The organism is Lysinibacillus sp. OF-1 (genome assembly GCF_028356935.1).
Lineage (GTDB): Bacteria > Bacillota > Bacilli > Bacillales_A > Planococcaceae > Lysinibacillus > Lysinibacillus fusiformis_D.
Map to the genome: position 1 here is coordinate 1,269,634 of NZ_CP102798.1, position 19,760 is coordinate 1,289,393.

Here is a 19,760-nt window from a genome sequence, read left to right on the forward strand (position 1 = left end):
CGTCAGTGAAAAAGTTTGAGGAAAAAACAACGACAACAACACCAATCTATGATGGAAGAATAATAAAACTACAAATTGATGAGGTAACTTTACCAAATGGACAGGTTGCGAAACGTGAAATCATAAAGCATCCCGGTGCCGTAGCAGTTATTGCCGTTACGGACGAGGGGAAACTAGTGTTGGTAGAACAATATCGTAAAGCGCTTGAACGTTCAATCATTGAAATTCCGGCAGGGAAGCTGGAACCTGGTGAGGAGCCAGTGGTGACAGCACGTCGTGAATTAGAGGAAGAGACAGGCTATGGAGCGCATAAACTGACTTTTTTACAAACATTTGCAACATCACCAGGCTTTGCGGATGAAGTTATTCATTTGTTTGTAGCGAGGGAATTATATACAATAGATAATAAAGCAGATTTAGATGAGGATGAATTTGTCGAATTATTAGAAGTTTCGTTGGAAGAAGCACAAATAATGGTGGCAGATCAGCGTATATATGATGCTAAAACGGCATTTGCAGTACTCTGGCTGGCTGCCAATTTAGAAAATAATCTTTTAGCATAATAGAGACGGACGAGCATAAGCTGTACAAACCTTGATAGAAAAGGAGCATGTTTATGTCTCGTACGGTGTCTATTTTTTATCACGCTTCCATCATTGCAGTAAGTTTTGTTTGCGGCGTTATTTTCTTTCATATTATTGGTGGACCGAAAGCGGAACCATTTATATTATTTATAGAGCCTCGTTTAGCAGATGGGGACAGGCACTCCATTTTTCGTTTAGTACTGCCTGTCACTATTTCTATAGGTCTTGTATTATTACTAGCAACACATAGCGTATTAAAAGTTTTAGTGCGTGTGACAGTAGCCATACGTGCCACTTTTTTTGGCTTTAGTTCTGTTTTTTTATTACAAAAACTTGAAGCTTTTTGGCTTTATACGATTTGGTGGTTTCCATTTCAGCTCATCTATTGTATATTGTTGCTAGTCCTATGCAATTTACTTGTACCCGCTTGGTCCAAGCGAAAAATCGGGAAACAAGTATCTGGTCGAACAATTTTGTTGAATTTTATCGCATTTTTCATCATAATAGTTGCTGAGTTTATTATTATTGCTTATGTGTTAAAATGAAGGATTGAATGGACAGAAATTGTGATCAGATAAAAAATAGAAGCATGTTAGAAATCTATTCACTATCTTGTAATAGGATTTACTCCTTTGGTATAATGGAAAGAGTTTAGGGGGGCGTCACATGGAGAGCCGAATTGATCGTATAAAAAAACAGCTGCATAGTGCTAGTTACAAGCTGACGCCGCAGCGAGAAGCGACAGTTGCTGTCTTGCTTGAGCACGAAGAGGACCACCTAAGTGCTGAGGATGTTTATCTTTTAGTAAAAGAAAAAGCACCAGAGATTGGTCTAGCTACTGTTTATAGAACGTTAGAATTATTAACTGAGCTCAAAATTGTCGACAAAATCAACTTTGGCGATGGCGTATCGCGCTATGACCTACGCCAAGAGGGAGCTGCCCATTTCCACCATCATCTTGTTTGTATCGAATGTGGTGCTGTTGATGAAATTCAAGAAGATTTACTTGAAGATGTGGAAGCCGTTGTTGAAAAACGTTGGAACTTTATTATAAAAGATCACCGACTAACTTTCCACGGCATATGCTGGCGCTGTCATGATAAAAACGACGAATCGAATGAAGAAAAATAACAAAAAGCTGTCTGTTTTAATCTTAAGTATAGATTGAATCGGGCAGTTTTTTGTTTTTTTGAGGCAGCAAATGTTTTTGTTCCGAAAGCGAAGTGTAAGAACAGAAGTCTCCTCGGACGAGCTTAATGAAAGAGTTATTAATAACTTGGACACATTTAAGTAGAGTGGCCTTGGATTAATTATAATGTAACGATAATATGGTTGGATTATGTCGAATAGAGGGGGCTTTAGCACATTTCTTAAGGCCATGATAAAATAGAGAATAATTGACAGTGAGGGGGCGTTATGATGAATGAATTTCAATATGCAGTAGAGGACTATATCCATTTTATTCAGGTGGAAAGGCAGTTATCTGTTAATACATTAGCATCCTATCGCCGTGATTTAGAAAGCTATGTGCATTTTTTGCAGGAAGCAGAGGGGATGGCTGATTTTAGCCGTGTGGAACGAACAACTATTTTACGGCATTTAGAGCAATTGCGAGCACAGGGGAAGACAAGCCGTACCGTTGCCCGTCATATTTCTTCTATCCGGAGTTTCCATCAATTTTTACTGCGAGAAAAGCGTGCAGAAACAGATCCAACTGTTCATTTAGAAATGCCAACTATTGAGCAAAAGCTACCGAATATCCTATCTATCGAAGAAATCGAAGCGTTACTAACAGCTCCGAATCGAAGTAAGCCACAAGGTATACGTGATCTTGCCATGCTAGAGTTACTATATGGATCTGGCATGCGCATCAGTGAGCTCATTGCACTGGATTTAGCCGATATTCATTTAACGATGGGCTTTGTCCGTGTCTTTGGGAAGGGTGGGAAGGAACGAATTATTCCACTTGGCAAAAATGCCCTTTCGGCGATTAATGCCTATTTAAACGGTGCTCGTGGTCAGTTGCAAGGAAAGCACCCAAAAACAGATGCGTTTTTTATTAATCAAAGAGGGAAACGTTTAACAAGGCAGGGTTGTTGGAAATTAATGAAGGAGCATGCTTTAAAGGCAGGCATCCAACATGAATTAACCCCACATACATTGCGTCATTCCTTTGCTACTCATTTGGTCGAAAATGGCGCTGATTTACGAGCGGTGCAGGAAATGCTTGGTCATGCAGATATTTCTACAACGCAGATTTATACACATATTAGTAAAACAAGATTATCTGAGGTCTATAAGCAATTCCATCCACGTGCTTAAAACTCTTCAATAAGTAAAAATTATATTTTAGTCGGATGTCTGACCTTTATTTTTCGCATTTTTTTGGTAAAATAGAGTCATGAGATTAGGAGGCAACCATTATGAATAAACCGTTTAACAAAATCCATGTTGTTGTCATGGACTCAGTAGGTATAGGTGAAGCGCCAGACGCAGCAAATTTTGGTGATGTTGGTGCACATACATTAGGACATATCGCTGAAAAAATGAATGGGCTTACAATGCCAGTGATGGAGTCCTTTGGTTTAGCAAATATTGAATCATTGCAAGGTATGCACGCGGCTACAGAGCCAAAAGCATACTACGGTAAAATGCAAGAAGCATCTGTCGGCAAAGACACGATGACAGGCCATTGGGAAATCATGGGGTTAAATATCGATAAACCATTTAAGGTGTATCCAGAAGGATTTCCAGCGGAGCTTATTGCTGAGTTAGAGCAACGTACAGGTCGTAAAGTACTGTGCAATCAACCAGCAAGCGGTACACAAGTGATTGAAGATTTCGGTAAGGAACATATGGAAACAGGTGCGATTATTGTTTATACATCAGCCGATCCTGTTTTACAGATTGCTGCTCACGAGGAAATCATTCCATTAGAAGAATTATATAAAATTTGCGAAATGGCGCGTGAATTAACATTACAGCCTGAATATTTAGTAGGACGTGTCATTGCAAGACCATTTGTTGGTACGCCAGGCAACTTCACACGTACTGCCAATCGACATGACTACGCATTGAAGCCATTTGGTCGTACAACAATGAATGTTTTAAAGGACGCAGGATTAGATGTCATTGCCATTGGAAAAATCTCAGATATATTCAATGGTGAAGGTGTCACTGATTCGGTACGCACAAAAAATAATATGGATGGTATGGATCAATTTGCAGAGGTTGTCCGCCGTGATTTTCGTGGGATGAGCTTCTTAAATTTAGTGGACTTTGACGCCAACTTTGGTCATCGTCGTGATCCATTAGGCTATGGACAGGCACTACAAGAATTTGATGCACGCCTACCAGAAATTACAGAAGCGATGTCAGAGGATGATTTATTAATCATTACTGCCGATCACGGAAATGATCCAACCTTCCATGGGACAGATCATACACGTGAATATGTACCGTTAATTGTCTATTCACCACGTTTCAATGGTGGAGCAGAACTAGCTTTGCGTGAAACTTTTGCGGATATTGCAGCGACAGTTGCTGAAAACTTTAATGTAGAAGCACCACCATTCGGCAAAAGTTTCTTACATGATTTGAAATAAGGGGGTTTTTCGTATGAATATGGTTCAATTGTTTGAAAAGAAAAAACAAGGAATAGAGCTATCTCAAGCTGAAATTCAGTATTTTGTTGAAGGCTATACGACGGGTTCCATTCCAGATTATCAAGCAAGTTCACTTTTAATGGCCATACGCTTACTAGGTATGTCTGATGATGAAACATTTTATTTAACAAAGGCCATGATCGAATCAGGGGATGTTATTGATTTAACGTCTATTGATGGCTTTAAAATCGATAAACATTCTACAGGAGGAGTTGGTGACAAGGTCACACTTGTTGTCACACCAATTATCGCTTCTTTAGGAATCCCTGTGGCGAAATTTAGCGGTAAGGGTTTAGGCATTACAGGTGGAACAATCGATAAACTTGAATCCATTGAAGGCTTCAAAACAGAGCTTTCATCACAGGAGTTTATTGACAATGTCAATCAGCATAAAATTGCAGTTGCCGGACAAACAGGGAATCTTGTACCAGCCGACAAAAAATTATATGCATTACGTGATGTGACAGGTACTGTCGATTCTATTCCATTAATCGCTGCGTCGATTATGAGTAAAAAAATTGCAAGTGGCGCAGACGGTATTGTACTTGACGTAAAATGCGGCTCAGGTGCGTTTATGAAGACGCAAGAAGAAGCGCAGATTTTAGCGGATACAATGACGGCCATTGGAGAAAAACTTGGGCGTAAAGTTGTCGCACATATTAGTGATATGGATAATCCTTTAGGAAAAATGATTGGCAATAAACTTGAAGTTGTAGAGGCGTATGCCTTATTAAGTGGACGCTTGGAAGAAACGCATGAAGATTTGTTGGATGAATGTATTGTTATTTCTTCCTTAATGTACCAAGTTGCCGCTGGCGTGAATGAAGCGGAAGCGACCGCTGCGGTTAAGCGCGTGCTTGCTGATGGTTCTGCTGCTGCAAAATTTGAGGAGTTCATTGTTGCACAAGGTGGTGTAGTTTCTGATATTGTCCAAAATGAAACCGCTCATAAAGTAGCGGTGACAGCTGTTGCAGAGGGCACTGTGGAAACCATTAATGCCTTATTAGTAGGTGAAGCGAGTGTCAGTCTAGGTGCTGGACGATTAACGAAGGAATCGGTACTTGATTATGATGCAGGCATCCAGCTGATTGCTAAAAAAGGTGACCATGTCAATCATGGCGACACGATTGCTTATTTATATGCCAATCAACCAATTGTTGAAGAGACAATCAATAAAATACAGCAAGCATATACAATTGCATAAAGATTCGTTAGCGAGGGCTCTCACTTTAAGTGAGCTCTCGCTTTTTTTGCGTTCTAAGGATCGTTAAACTTTAGCTAGCAATGGCGTTTAGAAAATGTAGATTTATCCCATACTGCACTTAACCTAAAAAGCTATAAGTATGTCGATTAGACACTATTTCGGAAGACTTTGCACTAGTTCTGTCAGCCGCAAGGATTCATTGCATTGAATGTGGAATTGCACGAGGAGGAGGCGATGTTCATGCATTATCAATTAGAAATGGTCACAAGAGAGACTGTCGTTATACGTTTGTTTGGGGAGCTCGATCACCATGCAGTAGAACAAATTCGAGCGAAAATTTCTACAGCAATTTTTCAAGGCACTGTGACGACCATCATTTGGAACTTAGAAGGGCTTTCCTTTATGGATAGTTCAGGCGTTGGCTTAGTGCTTGGTCGAATGCGTGAGTTAGAAGCAGTTGCTGGGCGAACTATTTTATTGAATCCATCGCCAACAATGCGAAAAGTATTTCAATTTTCAGGATTAGGGCCATGGATGATGGATGCAACAGAGGAACAAGCGATTGATCGCGTAAGGGGGATTGTAAATGGATAACGAAATGACATTAACATTTTTAGCACTTAGTGAAAATGAAGCCTTAGCCCGTGTGGCTGTTACAGGTTTTATTGCACAATTAGACCCAACTATTGATGAGCTATCAGAGTTTAAAACAGTTGTCTCTGAAGCGGTTTCCAATGCCATTATTCATGGCTATGAAGAAAATGGTAAGGGTGTTGTTACAGTTCATGCAAAACGTGAGGATGACATTGTAACGGTATCTGTCATGGATAAAGGAATAGGAATTGAGGACGTTAGTCGAGCAATGGAGCCATTATTTACAACGAAAAGTGCGATGGAGCGTTCGGGTATGGGCTTCACCATTATGGATAGCTTTTCAGATCAGCTAACAGTAATGTCTAAATGGCAAGAAGGAACAACTGTAACGTTTACGAAGAAATTTTACACAGTTCGCACAGCGGTAATGTGAGGTTGAGACAGTGAAGCCGCTAGAACAGTCGTCCGATAAGCTATTGTCTCAGGAGGAAATGCGTGATTTAATTGCACGCGCACAGCAGGGCGATCATGAGGCTCGTAAACGAATGGTAGAAGGCAATACGAGACTTGTGTGGTCCATTGTTCAACGTTTTACAACGAGAGGTGTTGAGCTTGAGGATTTATTCCAGATTGGCTGCATAGGGCTGATGAAATCTGTAGATAAATTCGATTTAACCTATGATGTGAAGTTTTCAACCTATGCAGTCCCTATGATCATTGGTGAAATTCAACGCTTTTTGAGGGATGATGGCATGGTGAAGGTGAGTCGCTCTATTCGTGAGCTAAATTTTAAAATTCGTCATGCTACAGATGAATTTATTAAGAAAAATGAACATCCACCAACCATTCAAGAACTTGCTCAGGTACTTGGTGTGACAACGGAGGAAATTGTCACAGCATCCGATGCGCTGAGAGATCCAGCATCTCTTCATGAGCAATTGTATGAAAGTGAAGGGGATTCCATTACATTGATGGACCAAATGAAAGATGAAAAATCTGAGCAACCATTTGATTATATCCCATTGAAGGAAGTACTCACGAGACTTGAACCGAGAGAGCAGTCTATTATTTATTTACGCTATTTTTCAGATTGCACGCAAACAGAAATTGCGAATAGGTTAGGGATATCACAAGTACAAGTGTCTCGTTTAGAGAAAAAAATCCTTGCCCAGCTGAAAAGTTGGATGGCTACAAGCGCTACCGTGGAGCAGGAAGCTATAAAAAAAGACATCTAAGAAAATGGTGACAGCATGACAAATAAATTATTTAACAGCTTAGAAGAAGCCGAAGATTTTCTTATTGAACATTTTGGTGACGGCGAATCATTTGACGTTGGTATTAAACACTTATTTGTCAAGGATTTGCCGGTCCTTTGTGCATATATTAGCGGGCTTGTGGACGGAGAAGCTTTAACACAGTTACTCTCTAGCATGCTTCCAAATGAAGACATTGACATTGATGTGGAGGATGAGAAGGAATATTTTGAGTCCTATTTTAATTTCCATGGGCGTTCAGAGGAAACAGAGCGTAAAGCCTATTTATTAGCCATGTTAAGTGGACAAGTCACCTTTATTACTAAAAGTGGCTATTGCTACGTTGCAGAGCTGAGAAATTATCCAGGACGTTCTCCAGAAGAGCCAGATAATGAAAAGGTAATTCGTGGTTCGCGGGATGGCTTTACAGAAGGAATTTCTCAAAATACGGCTTTAATACGTAGGCGAATTCGCAATAGTAATTTACGTTTCGAGCTACATAAAATATCCAAAATCGGCCAAACCGACGTGGCGATCGCGTTTATGAAGGATATTGCCAATGAAGATATGCTCGAAAATTTACGACAGCGCCTTGGACAAATTAATCACGATGGCTTGACGATGGCCGATAAATCATTAGAAGAATGGCTTTTTAAGCAAAAATTCCATCCAGTGCCATTTGTACGCTATACGGAACGACCTGATATTGCAGCAGCGCATCTGCTTGAAGGGCATATAGCGATATTGGTCGATACCTCTCCATCCGTGATTTTAGTACCTGTTACTATATTTCATTTATTACAGCATGCGGAGGAATATCGACAGGCACCAACAGTTGGTACGTTTGTGCGATTTATGAGGTATTTTGGTTCTGTCATGGGTTTACTTTTATTACCATTGTGGTATGTATTTGCGACAAATGAATCCTTACTGCCGGATGCCTTATCCTTTTTAGGCACCGAAGAGAAATCACATGTACCATTATTATTGCAAATATTGATCGCAGATATAGGTATTGAATTTTTAAGGATGGCCGCCATTCATACTCCGTCACCATTATCGACTGCGATGGGATTGGTTGCGGGGGTAATCATTGGTCAAATTGCTATTGATGTAGGATTATTTTCTGCAGAGGTAGTTCTTTATACAGCAGTAGCAGCTATTCTTATTTTTATCATTCCATCATATGAACTCAGTATCTCGATCAAAATTTTTAGGTTGCTGTTATTAATTATAACGGGTCTCTGGGGTGTCAATGGCTTATTTATTGGCTTATTTTTATTGTTTACGTATTTATGTTCATTACGACCTATGCAGGCACCTTATTTATGGCCGCTTGTTCCATTCTTCCCAACGGCAATGCTTCGTGTCATCATTCGTTTCCCAATGACTTCGGATGCATTAAGACCTTATGTAGTCGCTTCCAAACAGCGAAAAAGATCATAGGAGCCGTTGCACTCGTTTTTTTCATGTGATAAAGTTCACATATAGTATTTTGTGATTTTTGCAAAAATTATTTTCATTCAAGAAAAAGTAGGGTATATACATTTTTCTTTTAATATTTTTATGGAAATAATTACTTGATGGGATGCTACGAAAGCCCCCACAAAGTGTGAAAATAACAAGATGGAACGATGTGAAAAGGGAGAGATGCACATGCATTTATATGGAACACAAGCGATTTCTGAAGATGGTCATTTAACAATTGGACAGGTAGACACACTAGAGCTAGCAAAAGAGTATGGTACACCACTTTTCGTGTATGATACTGCACTTATTCGTAAGCGTGCACGCGGCTTTATCGATACGTTTAAAAAATTAGGCGTAAAAGCAGAAGTAGCTTATGCTTCAAAAGCATTTGCATGTGTAGCGGTGTATCAATTAGCAGCAGAAGAAAATTTATCCTTGGATGTTGTATCTGGTGGGGAGTTATTTACTGCCTTAAAGGCAGGCTTCCCAGCAGAGCGCATTCATTTCCATGGTAATAATAAAAGCATTGCTGAAATAGAGCTAGCTTTTGACTCCAAGATTGGATGTATGGTTGTAGATAATTTCTATGAAATACAGCTTTTAAAAGAAATTTCGGAGCGCCGTCAGCAAAAAATGCGTATTTTATTACGTGTTACACCAGGTGTGGAAGCACATACGCATGATTTCATCACGACAGGTCAAGCAGATTCAAAATTCGGCTTTGACTTAAACAATGGTCAAGCGGATGAAGCATTCCAACAAACATTTAACCATGAATTCCTAGAGCTACTTGGCTTACATTGTCATATTGGCTCACAAATTTTTGATACTGCTGGCTTTGGCTTAGCTGGAGAAAAATTGATTGACAAAATTTCTGATTGGAACAAGACTCACGAATTTACGTGTACTGTGTTAAACTTAGGTGGGGGCTTTGGTATTCGTTATACTGAAGAAGATGCACCGCTGGAACCACAAGTTTATGTAGAGGATATGATAACAGTTGTGAAAAATAAAGCAACTGTGCTTGGACTGAAGATGCCAGAAATTTGGATTGAACCAGGTCGATCACTTGTAGGTGATGCAGGAACATCTCTTTATACAATCGGTTCACAAAAAACAGTGCCAGATGTGCGCAAATATATTGCGGTTGATGGTGGGATGAGTGATAACATCCGCCCAGCATTATACGATGCTAAGTATGAGGCAGTCATTGCAAGTAAAGCGAATGAGCCGAAAAATGAACTCTATACAGTGGCTGGTAAATTATGTGAATCTGGCGATAAATTAATTATTGATGCGAAACTACAAGATGCTGCTTCAGGCGATGTGTTAGCCATATTCTGTACAGGTGCGTATGGTTATTCGATGGCTAGTAACTATAACCGTGTGCCAAGACCTGCTGTTGTATTTGTAGAAAATGGACAGCATCAACTAGCTATTCGCCGCGAAAGTTATGAAGATATTGTGCAAAACGATCTCCCGCTAACTTTAAAAAAGGGTGAGTAAATTTGAGGAAAAATAAGTGGGTATTACTAGCGTCCATTTCAACTTTTATTTTGTTGTGGGGCGTTGTCTATTGGGTGTTGGCGTCTAAAGGTATTCTCGGACCTGGTTCGTAAGACAGAAATTGGCTTGCGGTAAAAGTACAAATCGTGTAGGATAGTCAAAGATTATGTACAGCTAGAAAAAGAGGGAATAGACAAATATGTTAATTCGATATAAGAAAGCTTTAGAGAAAATAGCAATGGGGCTACTTTCATTTATGCCTAATGAAAAAGACGTAAAAAAGCTTACAGAGACCATCCACTCCTATGAAAATGACGATAATTGGGTTTTATATTTATGGAAAAAGAATGATGAATATGTTGGCATTGTTGGGCTTGTCATTGATGAGCATAATACAGCTACCATCCAGCATGTATCGGTGATCCCTTCCTATAGGGGTGAAGGCGTAGCAACGGAAATGCTTCAAGAAGTGGCAGAACTTGGCCAATATGAAAGTGTACGTGCTACCGATGCAACACGGAGCTTGGTTCAAAAATGTATCCATTGTAAAGATGAAAAAGCAGACGATTAACAGCGTCTGCTTTTTCTTTGTTTGCTTTCTTGCCGCTCTGCAAGAATATGTGAGCGATCTCGTAGCATATGTTTATGAAGAAGATAGTTTGAACTACTAGAAGGCAAGAGCTGTATACGTGCAATCGTTAACTCCAGCAAATTGGGAGAGAGAGGGAGCTGGATAGCTTGAAAGGAATTGCCCGTTTTCAACGAAATAAGGGTCGTTGTTACTTGTGTTAGGAGTTGCTGATAATCAATTTCTTGGAAAAAAATATGGCCTTCATTTTCTTGGAAATTATGAAGTGCCTTTTCTAAAATTCGTATAGCGCCAGTATTGTTACCACGTCGCCAATGATAGAAACCTGTTGCAAGCTGCACATAGCCAACAAGCGGATGCATTTTATCACCAGGTGCAATTTCCTTCCAATATTCCTCCAGCACTTCATGGCATTCAAAAAAATCTTGATTGCCATTAAAATAAGCACAGTAATCTATAAATAAAGTATGATGCTGTGGATGCATTTTGGACTCCTTTCAACTATACTAAAAGAACATAGAATCTCAGGGTGGTAAAATAATGTCTTATGAAGTAAAATTAGAAGCCTTTTCAGGGCCTCTTGATTTATTATTGCATTTAATTCACAGATTGGAAATTGATATCTATGATATCCCAATGGCTGAAATTACACAACAATATATCGACCATATACATGCAATGCAAGTACTGGAATTAAATGAAGCAAGTGAATATTTAGTAATGGCAGCAACATTGCTGGCAATTAAAAGCCGCATGCTATTGCCGATTCATGAAGGTGAAATGGAAGACGCAGAATTAGAAGTGGACGGCCCTGACCCTCGTGAAGAACTGGTGCAACGCTTAATTGAATATAAAAAATATAAGGAAGCCGCCAGTAATTTGCAAGAGCTTGAAACGGATCGATCACAAGTATTTACAAGGCCACCAGCTGATTTAACAGGGTTGGCCTCGGATGAACAAATGGCTTTGTTTGATTTAAATGTGAACATCTATGACATGCTTGGAGCATTTCAAAAATTGATGCGTCGCAAAAAATTAAAGAAACCACTAAAAACGACAGTAGCGAGGCAGGAAAGATCAGTAAAAGATCAAATGCGTTCTGTTGTTGATTCTTTACGTTTAACAGGTGGACGTGCATCATTTTTCGAGCTTTTTCCCTATGAAGATAAGCCGACACTTATTCTGACGTTTGTTTCCCTTCTAGAACTGATGAAACGTCAGGTCGTCGTCGTAGAACAAGATGGTAACTTTGAAGAATTAACGGTTACCTTGCAGAAGGAGGAATGGGAAGATGACGAAAACTTTGATGTTACAGAGTAGAATTGAAGCCTTATTATTCGTTGTTGGAGATGATGGCTTAACGATTAAACAGCTATCGCAACTTTTAGGAGAACAGGAAGAGCTGATTGTTCAGGCGATGAGTGCATTGAGAGAAGCCTTTGACGAAGATGTAGCAAGAGGCATTACTGTGAAGGAAATTGCAGGCGTTTATCAGCTCATTACAAAATCTGAGTTTGCTGATACGATTCAAAGATTAGTAGAGAATCCAACGGCACAATCCCTATCCCAAGCCTCCTTGGAGGTGCTGGCGATAGTGGCTTACAAACAGCCCATTACACGTGTAGCAATAGAAGATTTGCGCGGTGTAAAGTGTGAACGACCAATTCAAACATTAGTGTCACGAGGATTAATTAAAGAGGTAGGGCGTTCAGAAGGAACTGGACGTGCCATACTATATGGAACGACAAAAGAATTTTTACATTATTTTGGCTTAAATACTATTGAAGAAATGCCGCCTCTACCTGAAGAGGATCTTGTTGAAACAGAACAAGAAACAGATTTATTTATGACAAAGTTCCAAGAGACATTTAGCAGTCAAAATAATGATTAGGTATAATGCGTAGCCTTCAACATAAATATGAATCTATATTTTCTTATCACATTAAATAAGGAGTGGCTCGTTGCTTCGGTTATTTCGTTTAACACTGTTCATGCTCATGATATTAATGGTAATGCTTCCTCAAACTAGCTTTGCCAGAGGGGGAAGTGGCTATGCTGTCTTAGATGGCGCTACAGGCCGCGTTTTAATAGGGTCTAATAGCGATGAACGCTTACCTATTGCTAGCCTAACAAAAATTTGGACAGCACTTGTCGCAATCGAAAATAGTGACCTGCAAGATGAAGTTGTAATATCACCGAATGCTGCTATGGCTGAGGGGAGTTCTATTTATTTACAGGCTGGCGAAACAGTAACAGTCGAAACGTTATTGTACGGTTTAATGCTGCGTTCAGGCAATGATGCTGCGACCGCTTTAGCAGAACACGTAGGGGGCTCTGTGGAGGGCTTTGTCAAATTAATGAATGAAAGAGCTGTGATTGCAGGTCTGACTAACACCGTTTTTATGAACCCTTCTGGTCTTCATCATGATGAGCATTTATCGTCAGCAAGAGATACTGCTGAGATGTTAAGACTTGCTTTGCAAAATAAAACATTTGAGAAAATTGCTTCAACGATTCTTTATCGGGCGAATACGGTAAACGGAATGCTTTGGGAAAATAAACACCGATTATTAAGAGAAGGTTCAGGGATGGCTGCACATATAGATGATGAAACGGAGCAGCCTGTTAGTTCTTTAAAATCAGCGACTGGCACTGCGTTCGCTGGAAAAACCGGCTTTACAAAGGTTGCTGGACGTACACTAGCAACAGCCTTTCAAAAGGACGGGCAAATCTGCATTGTTGTCACTTTAAATGAATCCGATGATTGGAATGTACATCGAGGTTTATCGAATAGAGTATGGCAAGACTATAGCCTTGAAACCGTAGTGAAGAAGGGCAAATACAACGTCAACAAAAAGTTAGCTATTCGATTAGAAGAGCCCGTTCGCCTACAATTAAATAAAGAAGAAAAAGAGCAGGTGCGGCAAGTTTTACATGTATCAAGAAAACGTCAAGAAGCTGTCTTGTCGATCTTTATTGGTGAAGAGCGTATTTATGCAACTCCAGTAAAAGTTGAATCAGCAGATCGTTAAAAACGATTTGCTGATTTTTTGTGTGCTTTGAAAACCCCCTGCTATGCAGGGGGTTCCGGAAAGCTTTTAGCTATGGACAATAAAAAAACTCCAAACGTACAATAAAGTCAGGTCTAGTCAACCGACTTCGTACGAAAGGAGCCACCATAAATGGATAACAAAAGTTTAGCACATACAACGTGGAATTGTAAGTATCATATCGTCTTTGCGCCAAAGTATAGAAGGCAGATTATTTATAGTCAAATTAAAGCAGATGTTGGAAGAATATTGCGCCAATTATGTGAAAGAAAAGATGTAGAAATCATAGAGGCAACAGCCTGTCCTGACCACATTCATATGTTGGTAAGTATTCCACCGAAATTGAGTGTATCTGCGTTCATGGGTTATTTAAAAGGGAAGAGTAGTCTAATGATTTTCGACCGACATGCGAATTTAAAGTATAAATACGGTAATCGTCAATTCTGGTGTCGAGGATACTATGTGGACACAGTCGGCCGAAATAAGAAAAAGATACAAGAGTATATAAAAAATCAATTACAAGAAGATATCCTGCAAGATCAAATGACGATGAAAGAATTCATTGACCCATTCACAGGAGAAGAGATCAAGAGAAAGAAAAAATAAGTAAGCCGCTTTAGCGGTTTGTGTGAAAACGGAGTGCGGTTGGCAGACCATTCAGAATGTCTTTAGACATGGGCCAGTACCCCAGCGTTTCACGCGCAGAGCAAACCACCAGTTATACTGGTGGTTCTGATTTAGTATGGAATCTCTGCTAAATGACGGATGACTATAGCATAAACAGCCAAGTGATTCAGTGCAATATGCTTTTATTTTGAGCCGTTCTTTCGTGCTCCTATAATCTGCATTACTAGACAACTAACTGCTTGGAAGAAAGGTGAGTAAATCAATATAGAAAAAGCTGACGTAACAATACATGCTAAAATTTTTTTGTGCTACAAGATGTTTTAACAATTGAGCAAACACTAACAAGTAGAAGCTCAAAACGTTTTCATTTCAATATGGACTAACAATTGACAATAAGGACGATTAAAAGCTGCTGAATGATAGCTTTCTTGTCTGTTAAAATAAAGATTTTTAAGTCGATTCGCTTTTTTGCCAAATGAGTATACTGGTTATGAGGAACGTAAAATGTAGGTGCAAATGATAAGAAATTTGTGAATGAGAAATAATTTGGAATACTCAATTAAAAAATGTGAAATTTGTTTTTCTTTAATAATGCTTAAAAGTATGACATAATTTTCACAGATTAGCGGGAAAGATAACCCTATTCATAAGAGCGAAATCGAATGATGACGAAAGTGTCAATGTGAAAGAAAACTAGAGGTGAAAAAATGGAAAGATTACAAAAGGTCATTGCCTATGCAGGAGTTGCTTCAAGGCGCAAGGCAGAGCAATTGATAGTAGAAGGCAAAGTAAAAGTTAATGGTGTAGTTGTTCGTGAGTTAGGAACGAAGGTTTCTAATTCTGATACAATTGAAGTAGAAGGTGTGAAATTGGAAAAGGAAGATAAGGTATATTATTTACTTTACAAACCACGTGGAACAATTTCGGCTGTGACGGATGATAAAGGACGCAAAACTGTCACAGATTTATTTCACCATATTCCGCAACGTATTTTCCCAGTTGGTCGTCTTGATTATGATACATCTGGATTATTATTATTGACAAATGATGGGGAATTCTCCTATATGTTGACACATCCGAAGTTTAAAATTGATAAAACCTATATCGCGCGTGTCAAAGGTATTCCAACAATTGAAGGGCTTAAAAAACTTCAAAGAGGGATTAAATTAGAGGATGGGAAAACAGCTCCAGCTAAGGTTAGTATGACATCCTTTGACGAAAAAGCAGGCAAAGCAATTTGTGAAATTACGATTCATGAAGGACGCAATCGCCAAGTTCGTCGTATGTTTGAAGCCATTGGGACACCTGTTGTCAAATTAAAACGTGAACGCTTTGCATTCTTAGATTTATTCGGCCTTACACCAGGAGAATACCGTGAATTATCAAAGCATGAAGTCAAGCAATTACGTGTTTTAGCGGAGACTGGAAAGCTTGATTAAAGAACATTTGCCAAAAGAAAGTAGATACCACAATAGGTATTATTTGGGTGTTTACACTTTCTTTATGGTGAATTCGTTCATAAATCATTCATAATTAATAGCTAAGTGTTTTTGTATCATTTTGCTATAATAGGTGAGAATAGTACACCTAGTAACAGTTTGTTCAAAAGAACTGTTACACATACAATCTGGTATTGTTGACGTCAATTTGAAAGAAGTTTTTACATAATTAAAGACGTATATAAAATGAAAAAGTTCATTGGGTCTGCATTAGGTAAAAGCTTCGCGTTTACAAACTTTACGCTAAGCCGTAATTGATAGGGGGTTTATTAACTTGGAGAAAAAGAAAAAGCGTCTCGTACTGCGAACGGTCATCTTAGCACTGCTAGCGTTGGCAATCGGGTACACAGTATATGGAACAGCGACAAAGGAAAAAGTAGAGTTAGTGGCACTAGGCTCTGAAGCACCTGACTTCACGTTAGTAGATTTAAACGGTGAAAAACATAAATTGTCGGATTATAAAGGACAAGGGGTATTTTTAAACTTCTGGGGAACTTGGTGTAAGCCTTGTGAGAAGGAAATGCCTGCGATGGACAATCAGTATCAAGAATTTAAAGATCAAGGTGTACAAACTTTAGCGGTCAATATCGCTCAAACTGATTTTGAAGTGCAGAATTTTGTTGATCGGTATGGTTTATCATTCCCAGTAGTGATCGACAAAACGAAAAGTGTTATGACTGCTTATAATGTAGGTCAATTACCTGCTACAGTATTAATTGATCCTGAAGGCAAAGTGACTAAGATTATTACAGGTGAAATGACGGAGGAAAATATCGCTTCGTACATGGAATTAGTGAAGCCGGAATAAGGAGTATATGACGATGGAAAAAATCATTTGTGCTTGCGGTCATAGTAACCCATACGGCACGAAGCTTTGTGAGAAATGTGGTCGTCCTTTAACCGAAGAAGAACAGCAAAATAAAGTAGTTGATATGCGCTACGATGGTATGGCCATTCGCTCTAAAACATATAACAAGTCATTTATTGATAAAATATGGAATTTCTTCTCAAGTGTTAAAGTCGGTATATCCTTAATTATTATCACATTAATTGCTGCTTCAATCGGAACATTACTACCACAAGAGTTTTACGTGAAAGCTTCTGATTTGGAGAAGGGAGCTTATTACGCAGACGTTTATGGTACATTCGGTAAAATTTATTATACGTTAGGCCTTTCAGATTTATATAGCTCGTGGTGGTTCCAAATTTTAGTTGGTATGCTTGCTGTATCCATTATTGTGGCAAGTCTTGACCGGGGAATACCACTTTATAAATCATTGAAGAATCAACGTGTGAAAAGACATGAAAGCTTTATGAAGCGTCAGCGCATTGTTGCAGAAGGACAAGTGACAGCAGGCGCAGAGGAAACGCTTGATAAAGTGGCACAAAAAATGTCTGAGATGAGATATTTTGTTCGTCGAGATGGTAGCGCTCTCTTAGCTGAAAAAGGACGCTTTTCTCGTTACGGTCCGTACATAAACCATGTCGGTCTCATTATCTTTTTAGGTGGGGTCATGCTACGTCTGGTGCCAGGTTTCTATGTTGATGAATCAATCTGGGTACGTGAGGGCGAGACACGTGCGATTACTGGCATGGACGGTTATTTCATTGAAAACAATGATTTTGTTTTAGAGACACATGATAATGAACCACAGGGTGAGCAAGTAAAGCAGGGTGTAAATGTTGTTGCGAAAAATTTCCAAACAGATATTACACTATATAAGCAGCCTAAAGATGCTTTGCCAGGTGACACAGATAATCTAGAAAAAGTAAAAGACTATTCCATTCGTGTAAACCATCCTTTAAAGGAAGATGGCTTTGCGCTTTACCAAATGGATTATCGTTTAAATGAATTAAAGCAAATGAATTTCGAATTAATCAATAAAACGACTGAACAATCACTTGGTAAGGTGGAAATTGATTTAACAAACCCAAAAAAGGAATATGATTTAGGTAATGGTTCTTCCGTTCAAATTCTTGTTTATACACCAGATTTTGATGGATTTGAAAATGGTGAGCCACAAACAAAAACATCCATTCCAAATAACCCAGCATTCTTATTTAAAATGACAACACCAGAAACACCTGAAGGCGAAGTGAGCTTTGTTGAAATTATGCAACCTCCTTTAGAGCCACTTGGTGAAAATAAATACAGAATGAAATTTGCAGCAGCAGAAATGCGTGATATGTCAGGTATTACAGTACGTAAAGATCGTACAATTCCTATCTTATTTGTTGGGGGCGTCATCTTTATGATTGGTGTTGTTATTGGTTCTTACTGGAATCACAGACGTTTATGGATTCAAGTGGAACCAGATGGCCGTGTGTTAATGGCTGCCCATGTTAACAAAAATATGTTCAGCATGAAAAAGGATTTAGATGCTGTTACAACATTTGCTGCATTGCCTCCGTATCAAGATCAGTTAGAGAAAGATGAGGCTGGCGAAGAGTCCACGAATGGTGGCATTAAAGAAAAGGAAGGTGACAACACCTTATGAGTTTGATTGACATAAGTGGAAACCTATTATTTGTAGCTTTTATTGCTTATCTAGTTGCAACATTATTATTTGGTGGTTCAATTAAGCAAGCAAATGCTACTGGTAAAAATACTGGCAAATGGGGCAAGCTTGCCATTGTGGTAACCATTATTGGTTTCTTATCACAGCTAGGCTATTTTATTACGCGTTGGATCTATACAGGACATGCACCAGTAAGTAATATGTTTGAATTTACGACTGCCTTTGGTATGTTCATTGTTGGCGCGTTTATTTTAATTTATTTTATTTATCGTTTGACTGCACTTGGGCTAGTTGCATTGCCTGTTGCATTATTAATCATCTCCTATGCAGCAATGTTCCCGAAAGAAGTAAGTCCGTTAGTACCATCGTTACAAAGTCATTGGCTAACGATACACGTTATCACAGCAGCATTAGGACAATCTATTTTAGCCATTAGTGCTGTAGCAGGGCTCATTTATTTATTAAAAGTAGTCGATTTAACAAAGCCTTCTAAACAACGTTTTTGGTTAGAAGCCGTGATGTACTGTCTTGTAGTAGTGGTTGGTTTTGTCGCAGTGACATCTACATTCGGTGCTATGGATTATGAGTCTAGCTATAATTATGTGGATAAAGAAGGAACTACTCGTAAAATTATTTACAATTTACCGCCAATTTTCGGTATGAATGAGTATGAAGCAGTTGAAGAACATGGCATGTCACCGCTAGTAGAAATGCCTGCATTAATTAATGCCAAAAAATTAACAACTGTTTTTTGGTCATTATTGGTAGGGTCAATCTTGTATTTATTAATTCGTTTAATTGCTCGTCGTCGAATTAGTGCCATTTTCCAACCACTTGTTAAACGCGTTAATTTGCAATTATTAGATGAAGTTGGTTATCGTTCGGTGCTGATAGGATTCCCTGTATTTACCCTAGGTGCTTTAATTTTTGCGATGATTTGGGCACAAATTGCTTGGAGTCGTTTCTGGGGTTGGGATCCAAAAGAAGTATGGGCTCTTATTACATGGTTATTCTACGCAGCATTCCTACATTTACGTCTATCAAAAGGCTGGGAAGGTCGAAAATCTGCTTGGTTGGCATTAATTGGTTTCGGAATTATTTTATTTAACCTAATTGCTGTTAACTTAATTCTTGCAGGTTTACACTCTTACGCATAACTTGTAAAATAACAAGCCTTTTCGCTGTGGCGAAGAGGCTTTC

Annotated in this window: 21 protein-coding genes; 20 read left to right on the plus strand and 1 reads right to left on the minus strand. The window is 39.0% G+C overall.

All coding sequences use genetic code 11. The features are described 5' to 3' along the window. The first annotated feature begins 5 nt into the window (after window positions 1-5). From NV349_RS05970 to NV349_RS06025, 12 genes are all read left to right on the plus strand, one after another. Window positions 6-563, plus strand: coding sequence for an NUDIX domain-containing protein (locus NV349_RS05970; protein WP_089932069.1), 558 nt, complete (start codon window positions 6-8; stop codon window positions 561-563). Between the two features lie 53 nt (window positions 564-616). Further along, a complete protein-coding gene (locus tag NV349_RS05975) occupies window positions 617-1,129 on the plus strand; it encodes a hypothetical protein (RefSeq protein WP_271912584.1) in 513 nt (170 codons plus the stop codon). Between the two features lie 121 nt (window positions 1,130-1,250). Continuing rightward, window positions 1,251-1,715 carry a ferric iron uptake transcriptional regulator gene (fur, locus tag NV349_RS05980; protein ID WP_004232171.1) on the plus strand — a complete coding sequence of 155 codons (465 nt, stop codon included), beginning with the start codon at window positions 1,251-1,253 and terminating at the stop codon, window positions 1,713-1,715. A 288-nt stretch (window positions 1,716-2,003) separates the two neighbouring features. Further along, window positions 2,004-2,906 carry a site-specific tyrosine recombinase XerD gene (gene xerD, locus NV349_RS05985; protein WP_036127949.1) on the plus strand — a complete coding sequence of 301 codons (903 nt, stop codon included), beginning with the start codon at window positions 2,004-2,006 and terminating at the stop codon, window positions 2,904-2,906. A 101-nt stretch (window positions 2,907-3,007) separates the two neighbouring features. Next, window positions 3,008-4,189 (plus strand): phosphopentomutase, encoded by a 1,182-nt coding sequence (deoB, locus tag NV349_RS05990; protein WP_271912586.1) that lies wholly within the window; start codon window positions 3,008-3,010, stop codon window positions 4,187-4,189. 13 nt (window positions 4,190-4,202) lie between these two features. Then, complete coding sequence (locus NV349_RS05995) at window positions 4,203-5,453, plus strand: thymidine phosphorylase (protein ID WP_036127942.1); 1,251 nt, start codon at window positions 4,203-4,205, stop codon at window positions 5,451-5,453. A 240-nt stretch (window positions 5,454-5,693) separates the two neighbouring features. After that, complete coding sequence (gene spoIIAA / locus NV349_RS06000) at window positions 5,694-6,047, plus strand: anti-sigma F factor antagonist (protein ID WP_036127938.1); 354 nt, start codon at window positions 5,694-5,696, stop codon at window positions 6,045-6,047. Continuing rightward, window positions 6,040-6,480, plus strand: coding sequence for an anti-sigma F factor (gene spoIIAB / locus NV349_RS06005; RefSeq protein ID WP_036127935.1), 441 nt, complete (start codon window positions 6,040-6,042; stop codon window positions 6,478-6,480). Before spoIIAA ends, spoIIAB begins: the two co-directional genes overlap by 8 nt. Before the next feature lie 58 nt (window positions 6,481-6,538). Beyond that, window positions 6,539-7,282: an RNA polymerase sporulation sigma factor SigF gene (gene sigF / locus NV349_RS06010; RefSeq protein ID WP_283778184.1), complete on the plus strand. Its 744-nt coding sequence runs from the start codon at window positions 6,539-6,541 to the stop codon at window positions 7,280-7,282. A 15-nt stretch (window positions 7,283-7,297) separates the two neighbouring features. Beyond that, window positions 7,298-8,746 carry a spore germination protein gene (locus NV349_RS06015; protein ID WP_036127928.1) on the plus strand — a complete coding sequence of 483 codons (1,449 nt, stop codon included), beginning with the start codon at window positions 7,298-7,300 and terminating at the stop codon, window positions 8,744-8,746. 210 nt (window positions 8,747-8,956) lie between these two features. Then, complete coding sequence (lysA, locus tag NV349_RS06020) at window positions 8,957-10,276, plus strand: diaminopimelate decarboxylase (protein ID WP_036127923.1); 1,320 nt, start codon at window positions 8,957-8,959, stop codon at window positions 10,274-10,276. A 199-nt stretch (window positions 10,277-10,475) separates the two neighbouring features. Beyond that, window positions 10,476-10,847 (plus strand): GNAT family N-acetyltransferase, encoded by a 372-nt coding sequence (locus NV349_RS06025; RefSeq protein WP_036127920.1) that lies wholly within the window; start codon window positions 10,476-10,478, stop codon window positions 10,845-10,847. Here NV349_RS06025 and NV349_RS06030 read toward each other — a convergent pair. Continuing rightward, complete coding sequence (locus NV349_RS06030; RefSeq protein ID WP_036127917.1) at window positions 10,844-11,350, minus strand: DUF309 domain-containing protein; 507 nt, start codon at window positions 11,348-11,350, stop codon at window positions 10,844-10,846. The genes NV349_RS06025 and NV349_RS06030 overlap by 4 nt on opposite strands. Before the next feature lie 55 nt (window positions 11,351-11,405). On the opposite strand from NV349_RS06030, the gene NV349_RS06035 reads away from it, so the two are divergent. The 8 genes from NV349_RS06035 (at window position 11,406) to ccsB (ending at window position 19,717) form a co-directional block, all read left to right on the plus strand. Continuing rightward, on the plus strand, window positions 11,406-12,185 hold the full coding sequence (locus tag NV349_RS06035) for a segregation/condensation protein A (protein ID WP_058843273.1): 780 nt from the start codon (window positions 11,406-11,408) through the stop codon (window positions 12,183-12,185). Continuing rightward, a complete protein-coding gene (gene scpB / locus NV349_RS06040) occupies window positions 12,157-12,756 on the plus strand; it encodes an SMC-Scp complex subunit ScpB (RefSeq protein WP_101966370.1) in 600 nt (199 codons plus the stop codon). Before NV349_RS06035 ends, scpB begins: the two co-directional genes overlap by 29 nt. Window positions 12,757-12,826: 70 nt before the next feature. Beyond that, window positions 12,827-13,897 (plus strand): D-alanyl-D-alanine carboxypeptidase family protein, encoded by a 1,071-nt coding sequence (locus tag NV349_RS06045; RefSeq protein WP_058843274.1) that lies wholly within the window; start codon window positions 12,827-12,829, stop codon window positions 13,895-13,897. A 150-nt stretch (window positions 13,898-14,047) separates the two neighbouring features. Further along, complete coding sequence (gene tnpA / locus NV349_RS06050; protein ID WP_271912593.1) at window positions 14,048-14,521, plus strand: IS200/IS605 family transposase; 474 nt, start codon at window positions 14,048-14,050, stop codon at window positions 14,519-14,521. 728 nt (window positions 14,522-15,249) lie between these two features. Beyond that, complete coding sequence (locus tag NV349_RS06055; RefSeq protein ID WP_036127908.1) at window positions 15,250-15,981, plus strand: pseudouridine synthase; 732 nt, start codon at window positions 15,250-15,252, stop codon at window positions 15,979-15,981. A 334-nt stretch (window positions 15,982-16,315) separates the two neighbouring features. Continuing rightward, on the plus strand, window positions 16,316-16,849 hold the full coding sequence (gene resA, locus NV349_RS06060) for a thiol-disulfide oxidoreductase ResA (RefSeq protein ID WP_271912596.1): 534 nt from the start codon (window positions 16,316-16,318) through the stop codon (window positions 16,847-16,849). Window positions 16,850-16,862: 13 nt separating this feature from the next. Continuing rightward, window positions 16,863-18,539 carry a cytochrome c biogenesis protein ResB gene (resB, locus tag NV349_RS06065; protein ID WP_271912598.1) on the plus strand — a complete coding sequence of 559 codons (1,677 nt, stop codon included), beginning with the start codon at window positions 16,863-16,865 and terminating at the stop codon, window positions 18,537-18,539. Next, window positions 18,536-19,717 carry a c-type cytochrome biogenesis protein CcsB gene (gene ccsB, locus NV349_RS06070; protein ID WP_036127900.1) on the plus strand — a complete coding sequence of 394 codons (1,182 nt, stop codon included), beginning with the start codon at window positions 18,536-18,538 and terminating at the stop codon, window positions 19,715-19,717. The genes resB and ccsB overlap by 4 nt, the downstream gene beginning before the upstream one ends. Window positions 19,718-19,760 lie beyond the last annotated feature (43 nt).

Coding starts and splice junctions, on each gene's coding strand:
- tnpA (WP_271912593.1), top strand. CDS start 14,048: ATGGATAACAAAAGTTTAGCACATACAACGTGGAATTGTAAGTATCAT.
- NV349_RS06015 (WP_036127928.1), top strand. CDS start 7,298: ATGACAAATAAATTATTTAACAGCTTAGAAGAAGCCGAAGATTTTCTT.
- xerD (WP_036127949.1), top strand. CDS start 2,004: ATGAATGAATTTCAATATGCAGTAGAGGACTATATCCATTTTATTCAG.
- NV349_RS06035 (WP_058843273.1), top strand. CDS start 11,406: ATGTCTTATGAAGTAAAATTAGAAGCCTTTTCAGGGCCTCTTGATTTA.
- NV349_RS06025 (WP_036127920.1), top strand. CDS start 10,476: ATGTTAATTCGATATAAGAAAGCTTTAGAGAAAATAGCAATGGGGCTA.
- lysA (WP_036127923.1), top strand. CDS start 8,957: ATGCATTTATATGGAACACAAGCGATTTCTGAAGATGGTCATTTAACA.
- NV349_RS06030 (WP_036127917.1), bottom strand. CDS start 11,350: ATGCATCCACAGCATCATACTTTATTTATAGATTACTGTGCTTATTTT.
- scpB (WP_101966370.1), top strand. CDS start 12,157: ATGACGAAAACTTTGATGTTACAGAGTAGAATTGAAGCCTTATTATTC.
- ccsB (WP_036127900.1), top strand. CDS start 18,536: ATGAGTTTGATTGACATAAGTGGAAACCTATTATTTGTAGCTTTTATT.
- fur (WP_004232171.1), top strand. CDS start 1,251: ATGGAGAGCCGAATTGATCGTATAAAAAAACAGCTGCATAGTGCTAGT.
- spoIIAA (WP_036127938.1), top strand. CDS start 5,694: ATGCATTATCAATTAGAAATGGTCACAAGAGAGACTGTCGTTATACGT.
- deoB (WP_271912586.1), top strand. CDS start 3,008: ATGAATAAACCGTTTAACAAAATCCATGTTGTTGTCATGGACTCAGTA.
- spoIIAB (WP_036127935.1), top strand. CDS start 6,040: ATGGATAACGAAATGACATTAACATTTTTAGCACTTAGTGAAAATGAA.
- NV349_RS06055 (WP_036127908.1), top strand. CDS start 15,250: ATGGAAAGATTACAAAAGGTCATTGCCTATGCAGGAGTTGCTTCAAGG.
- NV349_RS05995 (WP_036127942.1), top strand. CDS start 4,203: ATGAATATGGTTCAATTGTTTGAAAAGAAAAAACAAGGAATAGAGCTA.
- resB (WP_271912598.1), top strand. CDS start 16,863: ATGGAAAAAATCATTTGTGCTTGCGGTCATAGTAACCCATACGGCACG.
- sigF (WP_283778184.1), top strand. CDS start 6,539: ATGCGTGATTTAATTGCACGCGCACAGCAGGGCGATCATGAGGCTCGT.
- NV349_RS05975 (WP_271912584.1), top strand. CDS start 617: ATGTCTCGTACGGTGTCTATTTTTTATCACGCTTCCATCATTGCAGTA.